At 42.0% G+C, this 18,663-nt stretch carries 16 protein-coding genes; 6 read left to right on the forward strand and 10 right to left on the reverse strand.

The window, feature by feature from the left end; all coding sequences use genetic code 11:
* Positions 1-170: 170 nt before the first annotated feature.
* The 5 genes from ABIO93_RS32945 to ABIO93_RS32965 form a co-directional block, all read right to left on the reverse strand.
* On the reverse strand, positions 171-830 hold the full coding sequence (locus ABIO93_RS32945) for a hypothetical protein (protein WP_348074310.1): 660 nt from the start codon (positions 828-830) through the stop codon (positions 171-173).
* Positions 831-1,057: 227 nt separating this feature from the next.
* Positions 1,058-2,062 carry a PDDEXK nuclease domain-containing protein gene (locus tag ABIO93_RS32950; RefSeq protein ID WP_348074311.1) on the reverse strand — a complete coding sequence of 335 codons (1,005 nt, stop codon included), beginning with the start codon at positions 2,060-2,062 and terminating at the stop codon, positions 1,058-1,060.
* 70 nt (positions 2,063-2,132) lie between these two features.
* Positions 2,133-2,699, reverse strand: a complete 567-nt coding sequence (locus ABIO93_RS32955; protein ID WP_348074312.1) for an ImmA/IrrE family metallo-endopeptidase — start codon at positions 2,697-2,699, stop codon at positions 2,133-2,135.
* The gene (locus ABIO93_RS32960; RefSeq protein ID WP_215236402.1) at positions 2,689-3,060 is read right to left on the reverse strand and encodes a helix-turn-helix transcriptional regulator; all 372 of its coding nucleotides are present in this window, start codon (positions 3,058-3,060) and stop codon (positions 2,689-2,691) included. The genes ABIO93_RS32955 and ABIO93_RS32960 overlap by 11 nt, the downstream gene beginning before the upstream one ends.
* 305 nt (positions 3,061-3,365) lie before the next feature.
* Positions 3,366-6,434, reverse strand: a complete 3,069-nt coding sequence (locus ABIO93_RS32965; RefSeq protein WP_348074313.1) for a Tn3 family transposase — start codon at positions 6,432-6,434, stop codon at positions 3,366-3,368.
* 145 nt (positions 6,435-6,579) lie between these two features.
* On the opposite strand from ABIO93_RS32965, the gene ABIO93_RS32970 reads away from it, so the two are divergent.
* Both ABIO93_RS32970 and ABIO93_RS32975 read left to right on the forward strand, forming a co-directional pair.
* Positions 6,580-7,140, forward strand: a complete 561-nt coding sequence (locus ABIO93_RS32970; RefSeq protein ID WP_348074314.1) for a recombinase family protein — start codon at positions 6,580-6,582, stop codon at positions 7,138-7,140.
* A gap of 22 nt (positions 7,141-7,162) precedes the next feature.
* Positions 7,163-8,095 (forward strand): alpha/beta hydrolase, encoded by a 933-nt coding sequence (locus ABIO93_RS32975; RefSeq protein ID WP_348074315.1) that lies wholly within the window; start codon positions 7,163-7,165, stop codon positions 8,093-8,095.
* Between the two features lie 82 nt (positions 8,096-8,177).
* On the opposite strand, the gene ABIO93_RS32980 is transcribed toward ABIO93_RS32975, so the two are convergent.
* Positions 8,178-8,702 (reverse strand): DinB family protein, encoded by a 525-nt coding sequence (locus ABIO93_RS32980; RefSeq protein WP_348074316.1) that lies wholly within the window; start codon positions 8,700-8,702, stop codon positions 8,178-8,180.
* A 675-nt stretch (positions 8,703-9,377) separates the two neighbouring features.
* On the opposite strand from ABIO93_RS32980, the gene ABIO93_RS32985 reads away from it, so the two are divergent.
* Positions 9,378-9,971, forward strand: a complete 594-nt coding sequence (locus ABIO93_RS32985) for a hypothetical protein (RefSeq protein WP_348074317.1) — start codon at positions 9,378-9,380, stop codon at positions 9,969-9,971.
* Positions 9,972-10,146: 175 nt separating this feature from the next.
* On the opposite strand, the gene ABIO93_RS32990 is transcribed toward ABIO93_RS32985, so the two are convergent.
* From ABIO93_RS32990 to ABIO93_RS33000, 3 genes are all read right to left on the reverse strand, one after another.
* Positions 10,147-10,638: a hypothetical protein gene (locus ABIO93_RS32990; RefSeq protein WP_348074318.1), complete on the reverse strand. Its 492-nt coding sequence runs from the start codon at positions 10,636-10,638 to the stop codon at positions 10,147-10,149.
* Positions 10,639-11,067: 429 nt separating this feature from the next.
* On the reverse strand, positions 11,068-11,571 hold the full coding sequence (locus tag ABIO93_RS32995) for a hypothetical protein (RefSeq protein WP_348074319.1): 504 nt from the start codon (positions 11,569-11,571) through the stop codon (positions 11,068-11,070).
* A gap of 12 nt (positions 11,572-11,583) precedes the next feature.
* Positions 11,584-12,768, reverse strand: a complete 1,185-nt coding sequence (locus ABIO93_RS33000; RefSeq protein WP_348074320.1) for an XRE family transcriptional regulator — start codon at positions 12,766-12,768, stop codon at positions 11,584-11,586.
* Positions 12,769-12,918: 150 nt separating this feature from the next.
* Between ABIO93_RS33000 and ABIO93_RS33005 the strand changes: the two genes are divergently transcribed.
* From ABIO93_RS33005 to ABIO93_RS33015, 3 genes are all read left to right on the forward strand, one after another.
* Complete coding sequence (locus ABIO93_RS33005; RefSeq protein ID WP_348074321.1) at positions 12,919-13,821, forward strand: Yip1 family protein; 903 nt, start codon at positions 12,919-12,921, stop codon at positions 13,819-13,821.
* A gap of 244 nt (positions 13,822-14,065) precedes the next feature.
* Complete coding sequence (locus tag ABIO93_RS33010; RefSeq protein WP_348074322.1) at positions 14,066-14,398, forward strand: hypothetical protein; 333 nt, start codon at positions 14,066-14,068, stop codon at positions 14,396-14,398.
* 620 nt (positions 14,399-15,018) lie between these two features.
* A complete protein-coding gene (locus ABIO93_RS33015; protein ID WP_348074323.1) occupies positions 15,019-15,669 on the forward strand; it encodes a recombinase family protein in 651 nt (216 codons plus the stop codon).
* A gap of 111 nt (positions 15,670-15,780) precedes the next feature.
* On the opposite strand, the gene ABIO93_RS33020 is transcribed toward ABIO93_RS33015, so the two are convergent.
* On the reverse strand, positions 15,781-18,663 hold a 2,883-nt coding region (locus ABIO93_RS33020; RefSeq protein ID WP_348074324.1), incomplete at its 5' end, for a Tn3 family transposase.

Consider the following 18,663-nt stretch of genomic DNA (forward strand, 5'->3'; position numbering starts at 1 on the left):
GTTTAAAGGGGACGAGAAGCGTAAAAAGATTAAAAATCGCTTTTCTCTCAAGCGGGACCCCACCGCGCACTGTAAATTTTTGAAATTGCACTTGCTCGGGCTGTCTCCATATGTGAGGAATTGGTCTGCCGCCGACTACTTCAAGGTCGAAAGGCTCTCAGGCCATCTGATCATTGATTAGGAGGTGTCTTACCTTTTATCATATAGATGACATCGAGCAACGGCCCATTATGCTGTTTAGCCCATTCCGGCATCAATTTCACCCATATCCTCGCGAAACGCGCCAAATGCTTTAACTCAACCGGCTCTCTGTCCAGTATTTCAAACCGCACTGTTCTATTGAACACATGGTAATTAATTATATTGAATAGCTCTTGAAAATTAAGAAGCACCCTCCAAGCGACTTCATAAGACAATGCAACATCTTTGAGATCTCGGTTGAAGTCTCTGTGGGCGAAATGTTTATCACGAAGGGTTCTAAACGTATCGCCAACTTCATTTTCGATTTCTTTCAGCCAATCAATCGCTTTACCCACTTCTACCTTTGAGTTTTCATTTGTCCAGTTTGTATTCGGATCCAGCAAAAATTTCGTGGCCAAGGTTCTAAGATGGTGATGTTCTTTCTCAAATAAAATCATGCAAATCTGAAGAACAAACAATTGAAAAAAATACACGTTGCTTCTACCCAGCAGGTCATTATTTCCATTGAATGCTCGCCGATAAATTTGGGAATTTTCTCCAAGGAAACTTCGGATATCACTTTTCAACTGCTCACAGCGAGCAAGTATTTGAGCTACTTCAGCAAACTTCTTTTCTTTGTTGGTTACCATGATGGCATTCGTGACGAATAGTCGGTACACCGTACAGATGTGAATCAAATTGTGTTGCAAATAAAAAATGAACTACAAGTTTTATCTCGTAAGTGCTAAATTTTCAGGACTCCAGAAGTTGGGAGCGAACCAACGACCAGTACGGTACTATGGCGCCGTTAGATAAACTACGGATTGATTATGAATACTTTAAAGCAGTTACAAGAAAAAGTGAGTCATAAATTCCGCTATTCTTCTTTCTGTAATTTTTCAATCTCCTTGTTCATCTCATCAATCAATTGTTTCTCACTCGGAAGATACAGTTTGTACTCACTAGCAATAATTGTCTTATTATTTTCAGGTAGTGAGATCTTGACCACTGCATTATTCTTGTCTGCACAGAGAAGTATTCCGATAGTTGGGTTCTCAAAATCTCTCTTTTCATAACGGTCATAGTAGTTCACATACATTTGAAGCTGACCTATGTCCTGATGGCTAAGCTTTGTCGTTTTGATCTCGATGATCACAAAACACTGTAAAAGCCTATTATAGAAAACCAGGTCGACGAAAAACTCATCTCCTTCAATATGAAGTCTTTTTTGCCTAGCGACGAAAGCAAAACCATTGCCCAATTCTAATAAAAAGTCGTGAAGATGAGTGATGATAGCTTGTTCTAAATCCTTCTCGTAATAAGAGGATTCCCTTTTCAGGCCCAAAAACTCTAGGTACATTGGATCTTTGATGATCTCTTTCGCGTCAGATGGGTTTTGTTCGCTTCGGGCAACAGCCAGAACACTATTACGGTCATTACTTAACAGCAGGCGCTCCCATAAGCTACTGTTGATCTGCCTTTCAAGCTGACGAACCGTCCAATTATTTTTGACTGTTTCCGCAATGTAAAAATCCCTTTTATCCTGCGAGTCTAATCTTATTAGCAACTTATATTGACTCCAACTCAATTGCGAATACAGTGTATTCGCAATTGGGAACTGACGATAAAACTGCCTAAAAAGCTCAATTTGTCGTTTAGAAAATCCACTGCCGAATTCCGGTTCTAGTTGTTCAGCAATAAGTTGCGTTAAGTATAGACCGTATTCGGCTCTGTCCTTCCCCACTTGCTCTTCTTCGAATATTCGTTGCCCAACACGCCAGTACATCAAAGTGCGCTCAAGATCGACCGCACGAATGGCTACTTCTTTGGATGATTGGATTATTGCCTTGATATCGGCGATTAGGGATTGCTCAATTTCCATTTTGTTGTTGTCTGCGCACTTAGTCCTGATAATTAAATATTAGAATTGGGGACATATCACCGGCGAGATGCTAAATCCTGATCCCAAATTGTCGGGCAACACCTGATATACGTAGCCTGTATGATACCATCTCGGTGGTCGCATTATAGTATTCAGCCATTTGCTCAACAGACATATTCTTTTTAACCGCCCAGACAAGCCCCTTTCTGGTGATTTGTAATGATGCTCCCAAATAACCCGCTTCAGATTCATGTAACGGATCGTAAGAGCGAAGAAAGGGTAATTCAGCAAGGATGGCATCGCTTCTGAAAGTGTGCCCCCGTATTACATGGGCCAGCTCGTGCATTATTGTACTTTGTTGCCTGCCAAATGGCTCACCGGAATTGTAAATAATAATCTTTTCACCAAAAGAATTAACGAGGTACAAGCCAGACCACCCGGTCAGCCCCACCAGCACAGTTGGATCAAAACCGTAATCACTGGCCGTGCAGACACTAACACCCAAGTGATTGGCCAGTTTAAATCCACACAGATGCCCACATGGATGGATACTTAGTTCTTTCCGAAAATTCTCTGCCAGATTTTCCGCTACGGTCGAATAACCCTTGGGCAAGATGGTGGTTTTCTTAGTTTTCACTCGCTGTAACTGGACGGGGAGATTTAGATGAAAAAGCTAAATTGACCAGTTGCACCAACATTTGAACTGTATCCGAGGTAAGCTCCCTGTCAGCACGTAAATGTGCAATGATTGTCTGCTCAGTAGATGGGGGCCGAGCGCCATCCGACTCGGTCTGGATTACAAAAGTGTCAGTAGGCACTTGTAACCATTTACAAATTTTTATAAAGGTATCTACATCCGGCACCTTACCCTGTTCTATACGAGATAGTGTAGCAACACTAACATCGCCAATAGCCTCCGAGACGCTTCTTAGGCCACTTTTGCCCCGCTTGTCTTTTAACATGCTGGCAAGTAAATCTGTATTTAACGTCGTGCTCATAAGTAAAACTTTGTATCACTCATGAAAATTCTGATTTAAATTTCTTATGCATGGAACAATCCGGTAATGAAATTCGTTTCATTTGAAAGAATCTTGCGCTATATTCTCACGCAAGAGACAATATTAGAAAATTATCAACTAATACTATGCCAATTGGTGAAATTATATCCGGTGTATTAATGAGCCTAGCAACAAACAAGCTAGAAGCGTTCATTGATGAAAAGATTCCGAGAGGTAATAAATTCAAACTTTGGCTTGCCAGCCTGAAAAAGGGGGGCCGGCCAACATTCGTACGAAATTTCCCATCAACCCTGACTAGACTCATTTTCTAAAAGTTCAGCGAGTTCCAGGCTAACCAGGTTGCGTAATGTTTTTTCGGAAAAATCATACTCTCCCTGAAAATTTATATGCTTCCAGCTTAGTGGAGCTGTATCAGGAAGACAAGATAGCATCTCAGCCCTCTTTTCCGGACTGGCTTCCCGTAGCTTTTGTGTAATATGGAGCATATTCCAGCAAGTCATTGCATTGATCAGTAGCTGTTTACTACGTGCCATTACCAACAGGTCTTCTTTTGAGGAATATCGGATTAGCCCGTTTTTACCTAAATTCAATTCACCGGCGAGCTGATGCATATTTTCGATTTTAGTAAGCTGGTGATTCACCCTTCGCCTAGTTTCTTCCTCGTGCATGTACTGAAACAAAAATGTTGTCTTTACAATCCGGCCCAATTCCCTCAGGGCACGGTAAACCGGATGATAGCTGGAGTAAGACGTGAGCCGTCTGAGCAATGTTGAAGGCAAGGCATGGTTCAGCTTTATAGTGACCATAAAGCGCTGGATCGTGTCCCACTGCTCTGCAATGATCGCGGTATTGACAACGCCACCGGTTTTAAAGGCATACCCTTCCTGTGGTACTACGGGTATGCCCGGCATACCGTAAAGAGTAGCAAGATGGAAATCCTTGATACGCGGTTGAAAAATCATTGCCTGCAAATGGGTCACAGCAAAATTCAGGTCAGTTACACCATGGGTGTCCGTCGAATGGATTTGCTCCATAGACATGGTTGACGCGTTGTGCAGCAGGCCATCCATCACATACCAGGCTTCATAATCTCCTGATGAAAACATGGTTGTGTAGAAGACAGGATAGGTTTCACTTATAAAGCTGTATATGGTTACTCCCTTGTCTTTGCCAAAATATTTGGCAGAATAATTGGCATGAATGGAATCCGGGGCAAGTGTATATTTCTGGCCATCTGACGCTGACCGGTAAACGGATTCCTGCTCGCGAAAGGATGCAGAAACAGGAAGCAGGTTCATCAGACCTGTAACCCGGTCGTTGGCAAGCAGCACATTTTTTGAGGAAAAATACCAGTTGGTAGCACGTTCAAGGTCGCTAAGCGGTACTGACGATGTCTTGGCCATGTGATGCAATCCAAGATTACACCCCCACCCAATCAATGCAGCCAGATTGACTGTCGTCGGTAATACCTGCTCCTGATTATGCTCCATGCGGTGCTTCAAGGCCTGAGTAAACTGCGTATAACGATCAACGGTATGAAGTACCTCGTAGATAGATACATAGAAGTCTTTGGGATAGAAATCGATGCTGACTGTTTTTTTCTGCTTATTGGGCGTTACAAAACGAAGCCCTCCCTTCTTGCGTTTGCGCACAAATAGGTTCTCACCGGTGTTAATTGCTTCCAGTGTTTGGGCCATCTGCTCCTTAAACCTGGTTTCAAGATCAGTCCGAAGTGTTGGCCAGCTTTCCAGTGAACGCAATCCTGCCCGTTCCAGTAATGTCTGCTTCTGTGATTGCCAGGTAACTTCATCAATCAGATAATCTTCAAAAGCCTTGTGTGTATGTGAAGTCCGGACGGTGATGCGCGCACCTTTTAACTCTTCCATCACATAGCGGGCAAGCAGCACCCGGTACAGGGCCAGATCCGGAACCGTCTGTAAGACTGAATGGCGCTCATCGCGTGTAAGAAAGTCAACGGGCAGATCTGTTATTTTGCTAATCTGACTTATATTCCCTGCTTTTTGCTGATAAAATGACAAAGCCTTGATGACCTGATTGTCCGGATGCTGCGCCCGGAACTCCAGGTGTCGCATGATATCGGCAACCCGGTTCATAAGGCTTCGGGACTGTTCACTGAGTGCTTGGTATAGATATGCCCCTTGCTGTTGTTTGACAGTCTGTTTATGAAGTTTTTCAACAGAGGGTACCAGCTTGAGAAATCCGTCCAAAGAATCCGCTTTCATTAACTGCATCCAGCCAGTATACTTTTCTTCATGCGTCTGATCAAGGGAGAAAGCTACTTTCTGTATCTGACGGACAAAATCGGCTTGTGCAAGGTAGCTTGTCAAAATTGCGTCTACATTGGCCAGGTTCTCGTGCTGATCGGCCAGCATGCGGGCATCCCTTTTTTCTTCTGCCTGTGAACAGGCCAGGTTGGTTGATTGTAAAAATGTTTGTAAAAGAATGTCACTTACATGAAAGTATTGATAAGAGACAAAGCTACAAAGGATCAGATATTTACGTAACCGCCGTTTAACCTGAAAAATCTCTGCCCGCAACACATATTCTGCATAATATTCTATCATTTCCTCGGACAGATCAAGCCTGGTCAAAAGTGGTAGTATGATGTGATAACGCCTTTTAAGGTCTTTGAGCAAATCCAGATTATGCCGGATCACGCCCAACTGCAAAAGTTCCTGAGCACTTTTAAGCTTGGCCAGTTGGTGAATGCTGCGTCCGGATGCGTCCGGAGGCAATTTTTCGAAAAGTTCGTTCAAATTTATAACCTGGTCCTCTGTAATGGATTGTTCAATAATGTGGTCTAACCGCTGTTCAGAATCACGGACTCCCTGGCTGATCGTCTCACAAAGTGCATGGTAAGTTGGAACCTCAATCCGGTGCGCTCTCATAAAAGCGCATAATGCCCAGAAAACCCGCTCCGGGTGAACTTGACGTTCTACTAGGTGTAAGGCTTCCTTTTGTACCATCACTTTATGTGCTCCCCCAAAAGACGAAAAGCCTAGCGCCTGCCGTATGAGCTGACGGTGGCGGCCCAACGTACTACTACGGTAATTGTTAAAATCAATTCCTGACTGGTCAATGCAAAGCTGATCAGCAACGAAGAAGATATCTGATTTAGCAAAAGTGACCGTTTTAAAAAACCTTCCTGATGCCTTAAAATAGCCCCACTGCATCATAAAGCCGATCCGGTTAATGGGTGTCTCGAACCCATCAAACTGATCTTGCATCCAGTCAGGCACCTCAAAGAAATAAATTTGTTGTTGCAGATTCAGCTGGGGTGGGCGCTCAAATTCCCGCCGGGCAACGGGATCCAACACATCTAAACGGGCCATAAGCAGAGTAAAGAAAACGAGGGTTTGTTTAACGGGCAGCGATCGAGACACAGAAGGCTGATAAGTGCGCATAAAATAGTAAATAAACTTGGTAAATAAATCATCGTAAAGTATATTGATGGCTTATCAAGTTTTTTTACCAAATATGCTTATTGGATACGCCAGGGTTTCGACCCACGATCAGCAGCTGGACGCCCAGGAAGATTTACTGCGTGCAGCCGGTTGTGAAAAAATATTGACCGACAAAATCAGCGGCACAGTAACGGAACGGTCCGGGTTAAACGAGATCAAGAAGTTTCTTCGCACCGGAGATACATTGGTGGTTTGGCGGCTGGACCGGTTGGGGCGTTCATTGAGAGACTTGATTGACTGGGTGGCCTACCTGGAAAACCAAGGTGTAGCATTGCGTAGCCTGCACGAATCCATTGATACATCCACTTCGACAGGCAAATTGGTATTTCACCTTTTTGGGGCATTGGCAGAATTCGAACGTAACCTGATCCAGGAGCGTACGATGACCGGACTGTCAGCTGCCCGTGCACGAGGCCGATTAGGCGGGCGCCCAAAAATACTTAATGCAGATAAACAGCAGCTGGCCGTCCAGCTTTACGAAGCAAAAAAGACGTCAGTCAAAAAAATATGTGAAATGCTCGAGATTAGCAAGCCAACCCTTTACGCATACATCAGGGCAAGTACGAAACGATAGAATTTCTTTTGTTTAAATTGATATGAAGATATTACTACTACTTCTGGTCTTTTTGACCGGACTGTCTGAAGCTTGTTCACAAACATTGTATAGCAGGTCGTTCGGTAACCCGAAACACCAACCGATTATATTTTTGCATGGTGGTCCGGGCAGCAGCAGTGTGTATTTTGAAGCAACAACCGCAAAGCGGCTAGCCGACAAAGGATTCTTTGTGATCGTTTATGACCGACGTGGAGAAGGTCGTTCGAAGCATAGCAATGCAAGAATGAATTTTGACGAAGCATTTGTTGATTTGAGCAGTATTTATAAAAAGTATAATCTGCGGCATGCCAATCTCATTGGGTTTAGCTTCGGCGGTTTGATAGCAGCCCAATACGCTCAAAGGCATACTGGCATGGTTAAGGCAGTTGTGCTGTGTAGTGCACTTATATCTCAGCAGGAATCGTATGAGACAATAATGAGAAAAACAAAGGTGATTTATGAGCAAACACAGGATACGACCAATTTGAAGGAACTAGCCGCCATTGCCCAACTTGATACCGGGTCTCTTGCATACCGTACATCGGTTTTCAAACATGCGTCAACAAATGGCTTTTTTGCAATCTCTGATCCTGATGAGCTTGCAAAGGGGATTTATGCTACTTATAAAACGGACCCACTGATTACCAGCTATTTAAAAAACGAAATGGCGGTGCATACATTCTGGCAGAATGAGACTCGACATAACATTGATGTAATGCCTATCTTGAAAAGCCTTTGGAAGGGTAACATGCCTATATATGCTTTGTATGGCAAACAAGATGGGCTTTATTCGGACGAGCAAATCGCTGAATTGAAACGCTTGATAGGTGATTCAAATGTCAAATATCTCGATAAATGTTCTCACAGCGTCTTCATTGATCAGCAGGCCTTGTTTTTGTCGGCGCTAAGCATTTGGCTTAAACAAACCAAGTAAGCCACACGCTCATGGGAAATTTCGCACGAATGATGGTGGGCCAGTTGTGCAACGTACTTTCTCCTCTGTTGATTTAATTCCACTATTTCCACCAGCCATTCATTTTTCTTATGTATATAATTTGTCCAGTATGATATGCTGTATGGGCAGACATATTTGCGATTTCAACATTCCAATCGGCTATTTGCTCGTCAGTTGCATTTTTGGTAAGTCTTTCCCATTCGGTTTGAATACTGTCCAATTTGCTCACAGCATTTTGCCAATCTTTTCCATTATTTATTTTAAAAGTTTCTTTGTTTTTGTTTTCATCATTGATATCAGTAACTTTTTCACCTTTAAATGCTTTTAGGTTCAGTTCGTTCCAAAAAATAAGATGCGAAACCAATTCCCCAATTGAATGATTATCCGTGCTGTCTTTCCAATTAGACTGTTCCAAAGTTAGTCCGTCGACTGCTTTTTTTGTAGGCACAAACCATTGTTGATTTGTATGAGCATTTTCCAATTGTTGGACAAGTAATGATTGAATATTCGGCTCATTATTAGTCTTTTTTTCGGAACATCCCGAAATTAAAAACCCTAAAATTATTATCGTTAAAATGTGTTTCATTTTGTTTTTTTAGTATGTTCCACAACTCCTAAGTATACGAAAGTTTTGTCGTACTTTCTGTATTGTTTTGTGCCTTAAACAATATTGCGTTGTACTTTAACTGTCAAACTTTTCGTATTGTCAGTACTACTGGTTTGCAAGTAAACATAACATATTTTTGTAGATAGACGTAATCTTATGGCTGTTTGCACCTGAAACCGGCTTGAAATAACATAATATCGGGAAAGTACAATGCCCGGCCTCGTTCAGCAGGTAGCGGGATGTTGTACTTTGCAAAGAGTGATCAACGCTACACCTATTTGCTACGCAAAACCAGTGACGCTTTTAGTACTTTCTTTTAATTAAACCCATTCTGGCAGAATGAGACTCGACATAACATTGATGTAATGCCTATCTTGAAAAGCCCGTGGAAGGGGAACATGCCTATATATGCTTTGTATGGTAAACAAGATGGGCTTTATTCGGACGAGCAAATCACTGAATTGAAACACTTGATAGGTGATTCAAATGTCCAATATCTCGATAAATGTTCTCACAGCGTCTTCATTGATCAGCAGGCCTTGTTTTTGTCGGCGCTAAGCATGTGGCTTAAACAAACCAAGTAAGCCACATGCTCATGGGAAATTTCGTACGAATGTTGGCGGCCCCCTTGTTTATGTCGGAATTGACGAGAATGTGGTTTTTGATTTTCAGGGCAAGAAGCGAATACAGCCTTTTAGTGAATATGTTATTATGCCAATTGCTGAGAAAAGGGCTTATAGAAGACACGGGGGAATTTTAACAAGATATTACAGTGAAGCAACTCTTAAAACTCTACCACTCAGGGTAAAGGCAAATGAAACATATATAAAAAAAGCACAGATAGAAATATTAAAAAATAGATCCTTTTGTGAAAAGATTCCCAAAAGATTAAATCCAATAATACCAGCTGACAGAGCTGCTCAATTTTCTTTTGGCTGGTGTGCACCTTTTGCGTCAGCTTTGGAACAAGCTAAGAGCCTTATAGCAATTGGTATTGTTGCAGTCAAATATTCGCCGGATCAAAGTAACACGCCAGGATATTTTCATAGTGTCGTTTTACATCCAGATGGTGATGTTGAGGACTCTTGGGGAAAACAGCCATTGCAGAGAATACTAGATAGGTTTGGGGTATTAGAATATGTGTTAAGCCGTGAAGAGCATTTGGAGAAAAATGCCCGACTAATGAAAAATTCACCAGAAAAGTATGCTAGCGCATATCATGAAGCTTTGTCTTACTTTTTAGGCTAACATGAAAAACATTTATTTAACGTAAAAAGAGCTTCTGGCTGGTTTGGGACATACGTTTCGTAAAGATCGTTTTATATGCAACACAGCCTAAAATGGATGGACCTTATAAATGGACAGCCACAGGCCTAGCCTATCAGGATAACATAAACTTGTTACAGATAACAAGTAAAGTCTTTCAGGATAGATCTACCTGTTTTAGGTGCTTAATGTCCTCAATATCCTTAGCCCTCCCTAGGCTTTCTTTGTCTTCGATTAAATCGTCAAAGCTTATAAAAGAAATTTCAACACCCTCGGAATGAATAACTTGCTTTTTAGAAAATGATACTCTGAATTTTAAAGGTGCTTTAATGCTTGGAAGCAGATCAAGAGTATAATCCTCAAATTCAAATCTAAAAAAAGAGTTTCTTGGATCAGGAATTTGCTCTTCCTGAAATTCTGTTACATCCTTTCCAAGTTCCTCCAAGGCTCTAAGAAGGTTATAGTAGTTTTCGTAGGTGGGGTTGTACCAAAAATCCAAGTCAGGCTTGTCTACAATATCGCCTTTTAAGGTTGTAGATTTCCTGAAATGCCCATGAAGTGCCACGGCGGTGCCACCAACGATCATGTATTCGACAGAATGCTTATTGAAGATGTCGCAGATGTAGCGAATGATACCAGTATAATCCATTTTGGGTATTATTTCTGGTTAGACCTAGCCGCCTTAACGTAATCTTGTCTCAAAGATCTCATAGAGCGCTCAAAGCTATCATGGCGTTCCATTGATCTTGTAGAAGATGGATCAGCAGCCCTTGAAGAAGACTTCAATTCTTGAATGCTTAGATATTTGGTTGGCTGGTTCATGAGTAATTCCTTTCGTTGGAATGCTGAAATATACGAATGTTACTACAAAAAATCAAAGAAAATTGCTCAATGTTTTGATAATTAAGGCTTTGAGTATCGAATACTTGGCATTGTCGCGCCCGGAGTTTTTGTTGACCTAAAAGCTTTGCCGTTGTGATCTGAGTCTCGGTGCCAACTCAGATAGGTTTTGTCGAGCTGCGAATGAATAGACTCGTAGTTCATGATAAGCAGAAGAGATATTTCAAATCTCTTCTGCTTATTTTCCGCGCAAATATCCCGCTTTCTGGTTTGTTTCGAGAAGCTCGGCATATAATCCAACCAAGTCCTTACCCTGTGTGGCCTGAGCCCAATTCTCTAGAAGAACGATAATCGTTTCAAGTTGGTGATAGTAAGCCTGGCGACCGTCTCTTCCATGTGTATGCCCTTCTCTTAAAAATAGGTTTGCCTGTTCACGTATTAATTTTTTTGCTTCCGGATCTTTAACATATTTTTTCAAAAGAGGTTGCAATTTTTTGTAGTATAAAATCCACGCTCTATCAGGATCTTGTACATCGGCCGGAATAAAAATAGTCTCCTGCTCTCTTTCGGTTTCGTTGTATTCTGGAAACGAAAGATCTAATTGTGGTGAACTTAGGTCCTGCGCATTCTTTAGAATATTTAAGATTTCACTGTCGAAACCATTTGTAGCTTCTGCGTCATTGCCAGTGCCTTCGTTACTTTGATCTTTGCTGTCAGCATTCAAGTTGTCATCTTCTATCATCTTTGCGTGTAATTAGTGGTTTAAATAAATTGTTTCTTTAAGATTTAGTGCAGTTTCTGTCAATGATTCTTGATTCCAAGGGTAAGCAAAGAATGCGCGGAGTAATGCGTCAGGGGCCGGAATTCTTTTGCGAAATTTCAGGTAGTCTTCTCCATGCTTACTGAGATGCATTCCATACAAAATAGCTGAGTGAATGCCCCATTTAGAAGCGTAGCTATCAACTAACGAAGCAACGTCTAGGAATGCACGGATAAATTTTACTTTGTCTGAGGGTACCAAAAACTCACTTGCAAAAGAATTGGCCAGATCTTCATTCACAAAATCAATTACTCGCTGCCCTTCTTCTTTTGTAGTATGGAAGCCAAGTTTTTGGATTGCATCCAAATCCTTCATAACGTGGTAAAGTTCATGCATAAGCGTGAACCAAATGGTATCCAAACGTTTGTTATAGTCAGATATAACAATACATGGTTTACTGTTTACAAGAAAAGTCGCACCTCGAATCTGAATTTTACTGACATAACCTTGAACAACCACAGTAACGCCTGCTTGATAAAGCGCCCGAACTGCTTGAACCAGGCCGTGTTCTTCATCGCGCGTTAAAACACGCAATCTGGGAATAATTTGCAAAAGCATTTGCCGATCAAATGGATTAGGATTGGAGATTTCAGCGCATTGCTTGTAGGCCGAACCAATCCAAAATTTAGTCATTTTATCGCATGACTTGTTCCGCGTTTTACTAAAGAGCGAGTAAGCCACTTCATTAGCGTATTCATCAATCGATGACAATTGAAAAAAGTCTTTTATCCTCTTTTCAATATGCTCGAAGTCTGTTACGTCCGAGATAAAATCAATCCTTTTCAGAATATCCAGATCAAAATGACGCATAATAAAGCCTGCTTTACGCGCCCGCTCAAGCTCACCAATGTTTGTTGAAGATAGGCCAGCGACGTAAAGCTGGCTTACTTCTTTTATATCGATATCAAGAAATTGGGATATCTTAAGAACAGTAAGAAGATCAATCTTCTGAGCTTCGCCTTCAAGGATACGTTGGAGTGTTCGGCGTTGTATACCAATAGCCTCACTAACTTGTCTCTGGGAGACATCTAATGCATCCAGCCGCTCCTCAATAGTACGAACTAAGCTTTTGGATTGATCTTTTGCTAACAGCTCATATATTTCTGACAAGTCTGACATTATATTTTGCTAAATTTTTGTCCACGGATTTAAGTAGTGCAAATATATAAATAATGTGGCTAAATTTTTAGCCACATTATTTATATATTTGCACGGTTGACATTCACATAGTTGAATGCCAAAGGGTCTATGGCATAATAACTGGTTATAGTGGCTAATTTTGATCAATTTGAGTTTTACAAAGAACTTTATTTTAAGGAAAATGAACGACGAAGTTCCATTGACGGTGCGCTTAACGTGCCGATTGTTGTCACAACGGCACTAGTTGCAGGAATCTACATATTGGCTACTACATATTCTCGACATGTAGACGAATGGGTAACCAACGGGTTTTTTACCTTACTAATTATTTCGTTTTTCTTTCTTGGCGTATCCATTTATTGGATTTGTACAGTGTTTGTATCTCAAGGTTCATTTTTCTTTTCTACTAATCCGCCACAGTATGGCGGTATTCCGTTTGCTGATCCATTATTTCAGTGGCATGGGCAAATGGAGCAGTATTATCGGACACATTTTGCAAGTGACCCAAATGTCCAAAATATGGCCGATGATGCATTCAGAGAGTATTTGGTCTCTCAGTTCATTACGTCACTTGATCGGAACACGCATGCGAATGACAATAAATTTAGCCAGCTATTCAATGCAAATAAGTGGCTGGTCAGAAGCCTGATGTTTTGCGGCTTTTCAATTCCGATTTATGCATATTCTTTTTTCACGAAGCCGGAAACTGTTTTTAACACGAAGATTTCAGGGGATTCCCTAAATGTTTATATAATCGACAAAAAGCACGTTTTAATAGAAGAGAGCAATGAGCAATCAGCCAAGCAATCCCCAACAGCAGCCGACTTGGCAAACTCCAAGTCCATCGTCAGCTCCCAGCCCGCCGCCAAGGCCAGCGCCGCCGCCGGGAAGATTGATAAAAGAAGGTCAGGAGTCTCAAAGACCCCCAGGATGGAAGGAAAAATAAAATCAAATTATAATGGGAGAAGAAAGCAAACCTGCGCCAAAGGCGACACCACCACCACCGACCCCACCACCGGGGAGGGATATTAGACAGGATCCCAGTATCCCGTCACCGTCGCTACCGCGACCGGTTTTACCAGCGAGAAATTGGTGATTAAAAGGGGGCGCCTCGTAAAGGTGTCCCCTTTCGCGTTTTAGTCAATTCATCAATTTTATAGGGTAAGAGTCGCATCTTTGTATTCATAATTTGAGCAGTTAGCGGTATATTGATCTAATAACAGTATCGTGCATACATATAAGTTGATGATTAATTATGCTGATAAATTTTTACCCTATGCGGGAGTCTGATAGCCGCCACAAAAAAATAATCATTCTGGCTACGTTCCTTCACGAGCGGCATTTTATGTCACTTGAAAAATCAGAATGGAAATTGCTATTAGGGCAATTCCTTAAAGAGAATGGTAGCTTCCCCCTTCGATTCAGTAAGGATGGAGTGGTTACCTCCGAGAGCCTGATTGGTTTTTCTAAAGTGATGGATAAATTTTCAGAACGAATAGTACGTCCAAGCGAGCCGGCTTTTTACTTAGACACCCCGGATATTTTAACATTAAGCGCAAGCGCTGGTTTTGGGCAAACAGTGTACATAAGGCTGTCAGTAAAGAAATAACTGGCCGTTTATTGAGGGCTTAAATTGCATAATAAATTACCGTAGGCGACATAGGCACTAAGAAGAAGTGAGACCTGAAAGCCATTTTTTGAGAAATGCAGGTACATCTTTTATATTGTTTAATATCACCGGCAATAGTGCTAGTTTTGATAACATGAGTATTAGAAACAAGATTAATACAAAAGCCAGGAAGCCCCAAAGCACCTTTTCTGGTATACGATCTGCCTGGAATGAAATACCCCAAATATTGATTTTGACATTTTCCATATCCTTTGATTTGTTTGATGTGCGCGTGGCCATAGCTGTCAGTAATTAATGCGTGTTAAAATTAATGCAAGCTTGTCTAGGTCAATAGGACAAACACGAGTGCATCCTTAACTGCCCTTGGCAAGCGAGATAGCCACATAATCAGTGAAATGCGTTCAACAGCGCGAGTAGCTACGAGTCAAAGATCTTGCTATGTACCCGCGAAAGGAAGGAAAGTTGCACCCTACCCCCGTGGGTGATTTTGTAAGACAATTATTAGTGTATGCACACAGCTACTTTAAATGGCAAGTGTCCACATACATACGACCGTATGCATGTGGACAAAGAGCACTAGATTCGCTACTTTTACCGGCATGAAAAAAGCTATCGCTTACTTTCGAGTATCCACCGACCGCCAAGGGAAAAGTGGATTGGGCCTCGAAGCGCAGCATGAAGCCGTACACCTGTTCGCGCAGCAACAAGGTTATCAGGTCACAGCTGAGTTTACCGAAATTGAAAGCGGGAAGAAGAATGAGCGGCCCGAGCTGATCGCCGCTTTATTGCTGTGCAAAAAACAGAAAGCAACACTGATCATTGCGAAGCTGGACCGACTGGGCAGGAATGTAGCTTTCATTGCAAACTTAATGGAGAGCAAGGTTGAGTTTCTGGCGGTCGATAACCCTCATGCAAATCTCCTGATGGTGCATTTATTAGCAGCATTTGCTGAGCACGAGAGGAAGCAGATTAGTACTCGGACGAAAGAGGCTTTGCAAGCCGCGAAGCGGCGCGGTGTCCAACTAGGTAAACATGGCCGGGAAATCGAGAGCAAAAAAAACGCGCAAGCTGCTGATCAATTTGCGGAAACTATGCGACCAATTTTTGACGAATTGAGAGTAGAAGGCATTACAAGCGTGCGCCAGATCTCTGACGAGTTGAACCGACGAGCTGTTAAAACATTCCGGAATGATGGTCAGCAATGGCATCGGACATCAGTACATCGCATGCTGAAACGTCTTTCTCTTTGAAACAGCATTTTATCTCACAAACTCAGCCGATAGTAGGGTTAAATTAAAGAAAGGGAGAAAAACCATCACGACTTTCACGTACGATTTTTACTTATCCAGAGCCCAGAATATTCAATTCTCAGGGCCTAGGTTTAGCTCCATGAGCGCATCCAAATCAAATTTTTTGTAATCTTTGCCGTCTGAGAAGTCATATTCTCCTACCAAATTGATATGTGCCCAGCTTTGGGTAGACGTGGAAATTATTTTCTTCAAAAGAATTTGTTTATCCTGCTGTGAACCTACTGTGGCCAGTTTTTCTGATAACAACATCAGATTATAGGCATTTATAGAGTTGGCTATTAATCGTTTACACCCTTCGGCGGTTAACAGTTCCTTCCTGGTTGCCCAAATCAGTTCCTGGTTATTGCCCACTGTTATAGCCTTTGAAAATTTATTACTGCTTTCAATTTTTGACAATGACCCTGAAACGGATTTTCGGACAACTTCATCATCCATGTATTCGTAGATGTAAGTGGTCTTGTAGAGCCGGCCCAAATCTTTCAATGCTTTGTATAACGGATGTTGCTTTGAATAAGAATTCAGTCGCCTGAATGAAGTAGATGCCTTGGAATATCCAAGTTTAATGGTACATACCAGTCTCAATATTTCATCCCAATGCTCTTCGAGATGTGCCAAATTGATTTTTGCGTCCGGGATAATTTTATAGTTCTGTTCTCGGTATGTACGCACTTCATCAATTGAGTACAGCTGTTGATGATGAAACCTGGCAAACCTTGGGCGAAATTTTATTCCAAGAAGCCCTGTTACCGCAAAAACCGGTTCACTAAAGCCGTGGGTATCTGTGGAATGGGCATTCGGCAGGATTACTTCATTATGTGTCAGCCCGTCGATCACATAATGTGATTCCGGATCCGCTGCACTAAATGTGGTCGAATAAAAAAGCTGCCCTGATTCATCCAGAAAGGAATATAACGTAACGCCCTTGCCATTCCCAAAGTATTTAAAGGAAGCAGACGCAATCAGGGATGCAACCGAGACATCAAATTTCTGACCGTCACTGGATGTATGGATAAAGCCAGTGTTTTTTCTGAAATGCTCAGTGAGCGGCAGTGCATTGCTGAAAGCGAGCACTTTGTCATTGGCCTGCATCAGTATTTCCGGAGAAAAATAATGTAAAGCAGTTGTTTCCAAGGAGCTTGTACGGATCCCTTTGGACATAAAAGAGACCTTACGTATGCCAATATTGCACCCGTAGCCAAGTATAGCTGCGAAAAACAGCTTTTCTTCGGGTCGTTTCGGTGTGTGGTCAATACTGGCATGTTTGAATACAGAAACAAAATTGGTTGCATTTTGAACCGTTTGCAGGACTTCCAGCAAGGGGATGACGTATTCCTGGGGGTAAAGAGATTCTGATTCGGCAGCGTCTTCTTCGGATTTGTCCTTCATCAGATGCCAGTTGCCGCCTGCATCAAAATAAACCTTCTTGTTTTGGCCAGCTTCTATGTGCTCATTGGTCTTTTTTATTTGGACGTTGAGTTTTTCGTTTAGCCGTAGCAGCGTCGCACGTGAATCGCTATACGCTATCAATCCAGCCTGCTGGATGAGCCTATTTTTTTCTTTATTCCATAAATTGGATGGGATCTCATATTCCTCAAAGCTGCGATAGTCATAAGATGAATCAATGGGAAGTGCCCCGGATTTAATATTGTCACGGATATGCTCAAACAGAAAAACCTTGTACAAACCTACCCGTAGTTTCCCCTCCGAAGTCAACACACGCTGCTGCTGTTCCATGCTTAAAAAACCTGTGGGCACTGATCCCCTGGCCAGGATAGAGCCGTCTTTTTCCTGAAAATACTGGAACGCCTTCAGGATGTCTTTTCCCGATGAAGTTGTACTGGCAACCAATGCTTTTATTATTTCACTAACCTTGCCTGTGAGCCTGGAAGAGCCCTTTTCAATAACCATATAAAAATCTTCACGATCATTTATTTTCTGGTTTGCTTCGCGCAGGGCTTTCAAACGACGCTCATCTTCCTGTAACAGTTTTTGAGATAGCCGTTTATTTTTAAACAACTCTTCAATCAATGTCACTTTTGCCAAAGGTTCCATATCCGTATCAACGATGATTTTTTCAATGGCAGTCAATACACTAACGTGTGTAGTGCTCCTGTGGGTCACACTGCTCACTAGCTGGGCGGTTTGCATCCGGTTCTTGTAAAGTTCCTGTTTGACAATACTTTCGCAACCATTGACATAGTTTGTGACCGCACTGTTTAAAGTCAGAATAAGCGCATCACCCAATAAATAATATTGATGGATGATAAAGGAGATCAGAAGCAGGTACCGGATCGTACTCCTGGTCGCTATCTGGGCTACCTGGTTGTTAATGACGTATTCGGCATAAAATTGAATCGTAGCGTCTGAGAGCTTCAGGCGCTTTGCAACAGGTAGTAATTGCAGATACATTTTTTTTAAATGAAGGAAGTTATAGACACGCTCCCGGACCTGCTTTGTCTCCATCGACTGTGAAATGCGTTTAAAAAATGTTATTTCGTATCGCTTCACTTTTAAGTGCCGCCTGGCATCCTCCTGATAAGAACCATGTTCTATAAGAAGTTGGTCTAAAAGTAAAATGTCCTCTGATGTTAGGTATCTGGTCAAGATGGATTCCAGATTCCGCTCAAAACTGGAAAGAGCTTTATCCAGAATCGTTTTTAAGGTCTGGTATGTGGGAATTTCAATACGATGCTCTTGAAGAAAAGCGACCATACCTTCAAAAATTAGGTATGGCCTGGTTTGTACATGGGTAAGCCGGTGTGTTTCTTCAATCAAAGCCTGTTCAGATGACTTTTCAAATGGAGCAAATCCAAAGTACCCAAGAATGTCTTCGCGATGCCTGAGCGTAGTCCGGCCTTCATATTCATTCATCTGTACCGCATTCACATCCAGAGAAATTCTTTCAGAGACAAAATCTACGTCATTTTGATGAAA

Source organism: Dyadobacter sp., assembly GCF_039919315.1.
Lineage (GTDB): Bacteria > Bacteroidota > Bacteroidia > Cytophagales > Spirosomataceae > Dyadobacter.

Coding starts and splice junctions, on each gene's coding strand:
- ABIO93_RS32945 (WP_348074310.1), bottom strand. CDS start 830: ATGGTAACCAACAAAGAAAAGAAGTTTGCTGAAGTAGCTCAAATACTT.
- ABIO93_RS32950 (WP_348074311.1), bottom strand. CDS start 2,062: ATGGAAATTGAGCAATCCCTAATCGCCGATATCAAGGCAATAATCCAA.
- ABIO93_RS32960 (WP_215236402.1), bottom strand. CDS start 3,060: ATGAGCACGACGTTAAATACAGATTTACTTGCCAGCATGTTAAAAGAC.
- ABIO93_RS32965 (WP_348074313.1), bottom strand. CDS start 6,434: ATGGCCCGTTTAGATGTGTTGGATCCCGTTGCCCGGCGGGAATTTGAG.
- ABIO93_RS32970 (WP_348074314.1), top strand. CDS start 6,580: ATGCTTATTGGATACGCCAGGGTTTCGACCCACGATCAGCAGCTGGAC.
- ABIO93_RS32975 (WP_348074315.1), top strand. CDS start 7,163: ATGAAGATATTACTACTACTTCTGGTCTTTTTGACCGGACTGTCTGAA.
- ABIO93_RS32980 (WP_348074316.1), bottom strand. CDS start 8,702: ATGAAACACATTTTAACGATAATAATTTTAGGGTTTTTAATTTCGGGA.
- ABIO93_RS32990 (WP_348074318.1), bottom strand. CDS start 10,638: ATGGATTATACTGGTATCATTCGCTACATCTGCGACATCTTCAATAAG.
- ABIO93_RS32995 (WP_348074319.1), bottom strand. CDS start 11,571: ATGATAGAAGATGACAACTTGAATGCTGACAGCAAAGATCAAAGTAAC.
- ABIO93_RS33000 (WP_348074320.1), bottom strand. CDS start 12,768: ATGTCAGACTTGTCAGAAATATATGAGCTGTTAGCAAAAGATCAATCC.
- ABIO93_RS33010 (WP_348074322.1), top strand. CDS start 14,066: ATGCGGGAGTCTGATAGCCGCCACAAAAAAATAATCATTCTGGCTACG.
- ABIO93_RS33015 (WP_348074323.1), top strand. CDS start 15,019: ATGAAAAAAGCTATCGCTTACTTTCGAGTATCCACCGACCGCCAAGGG.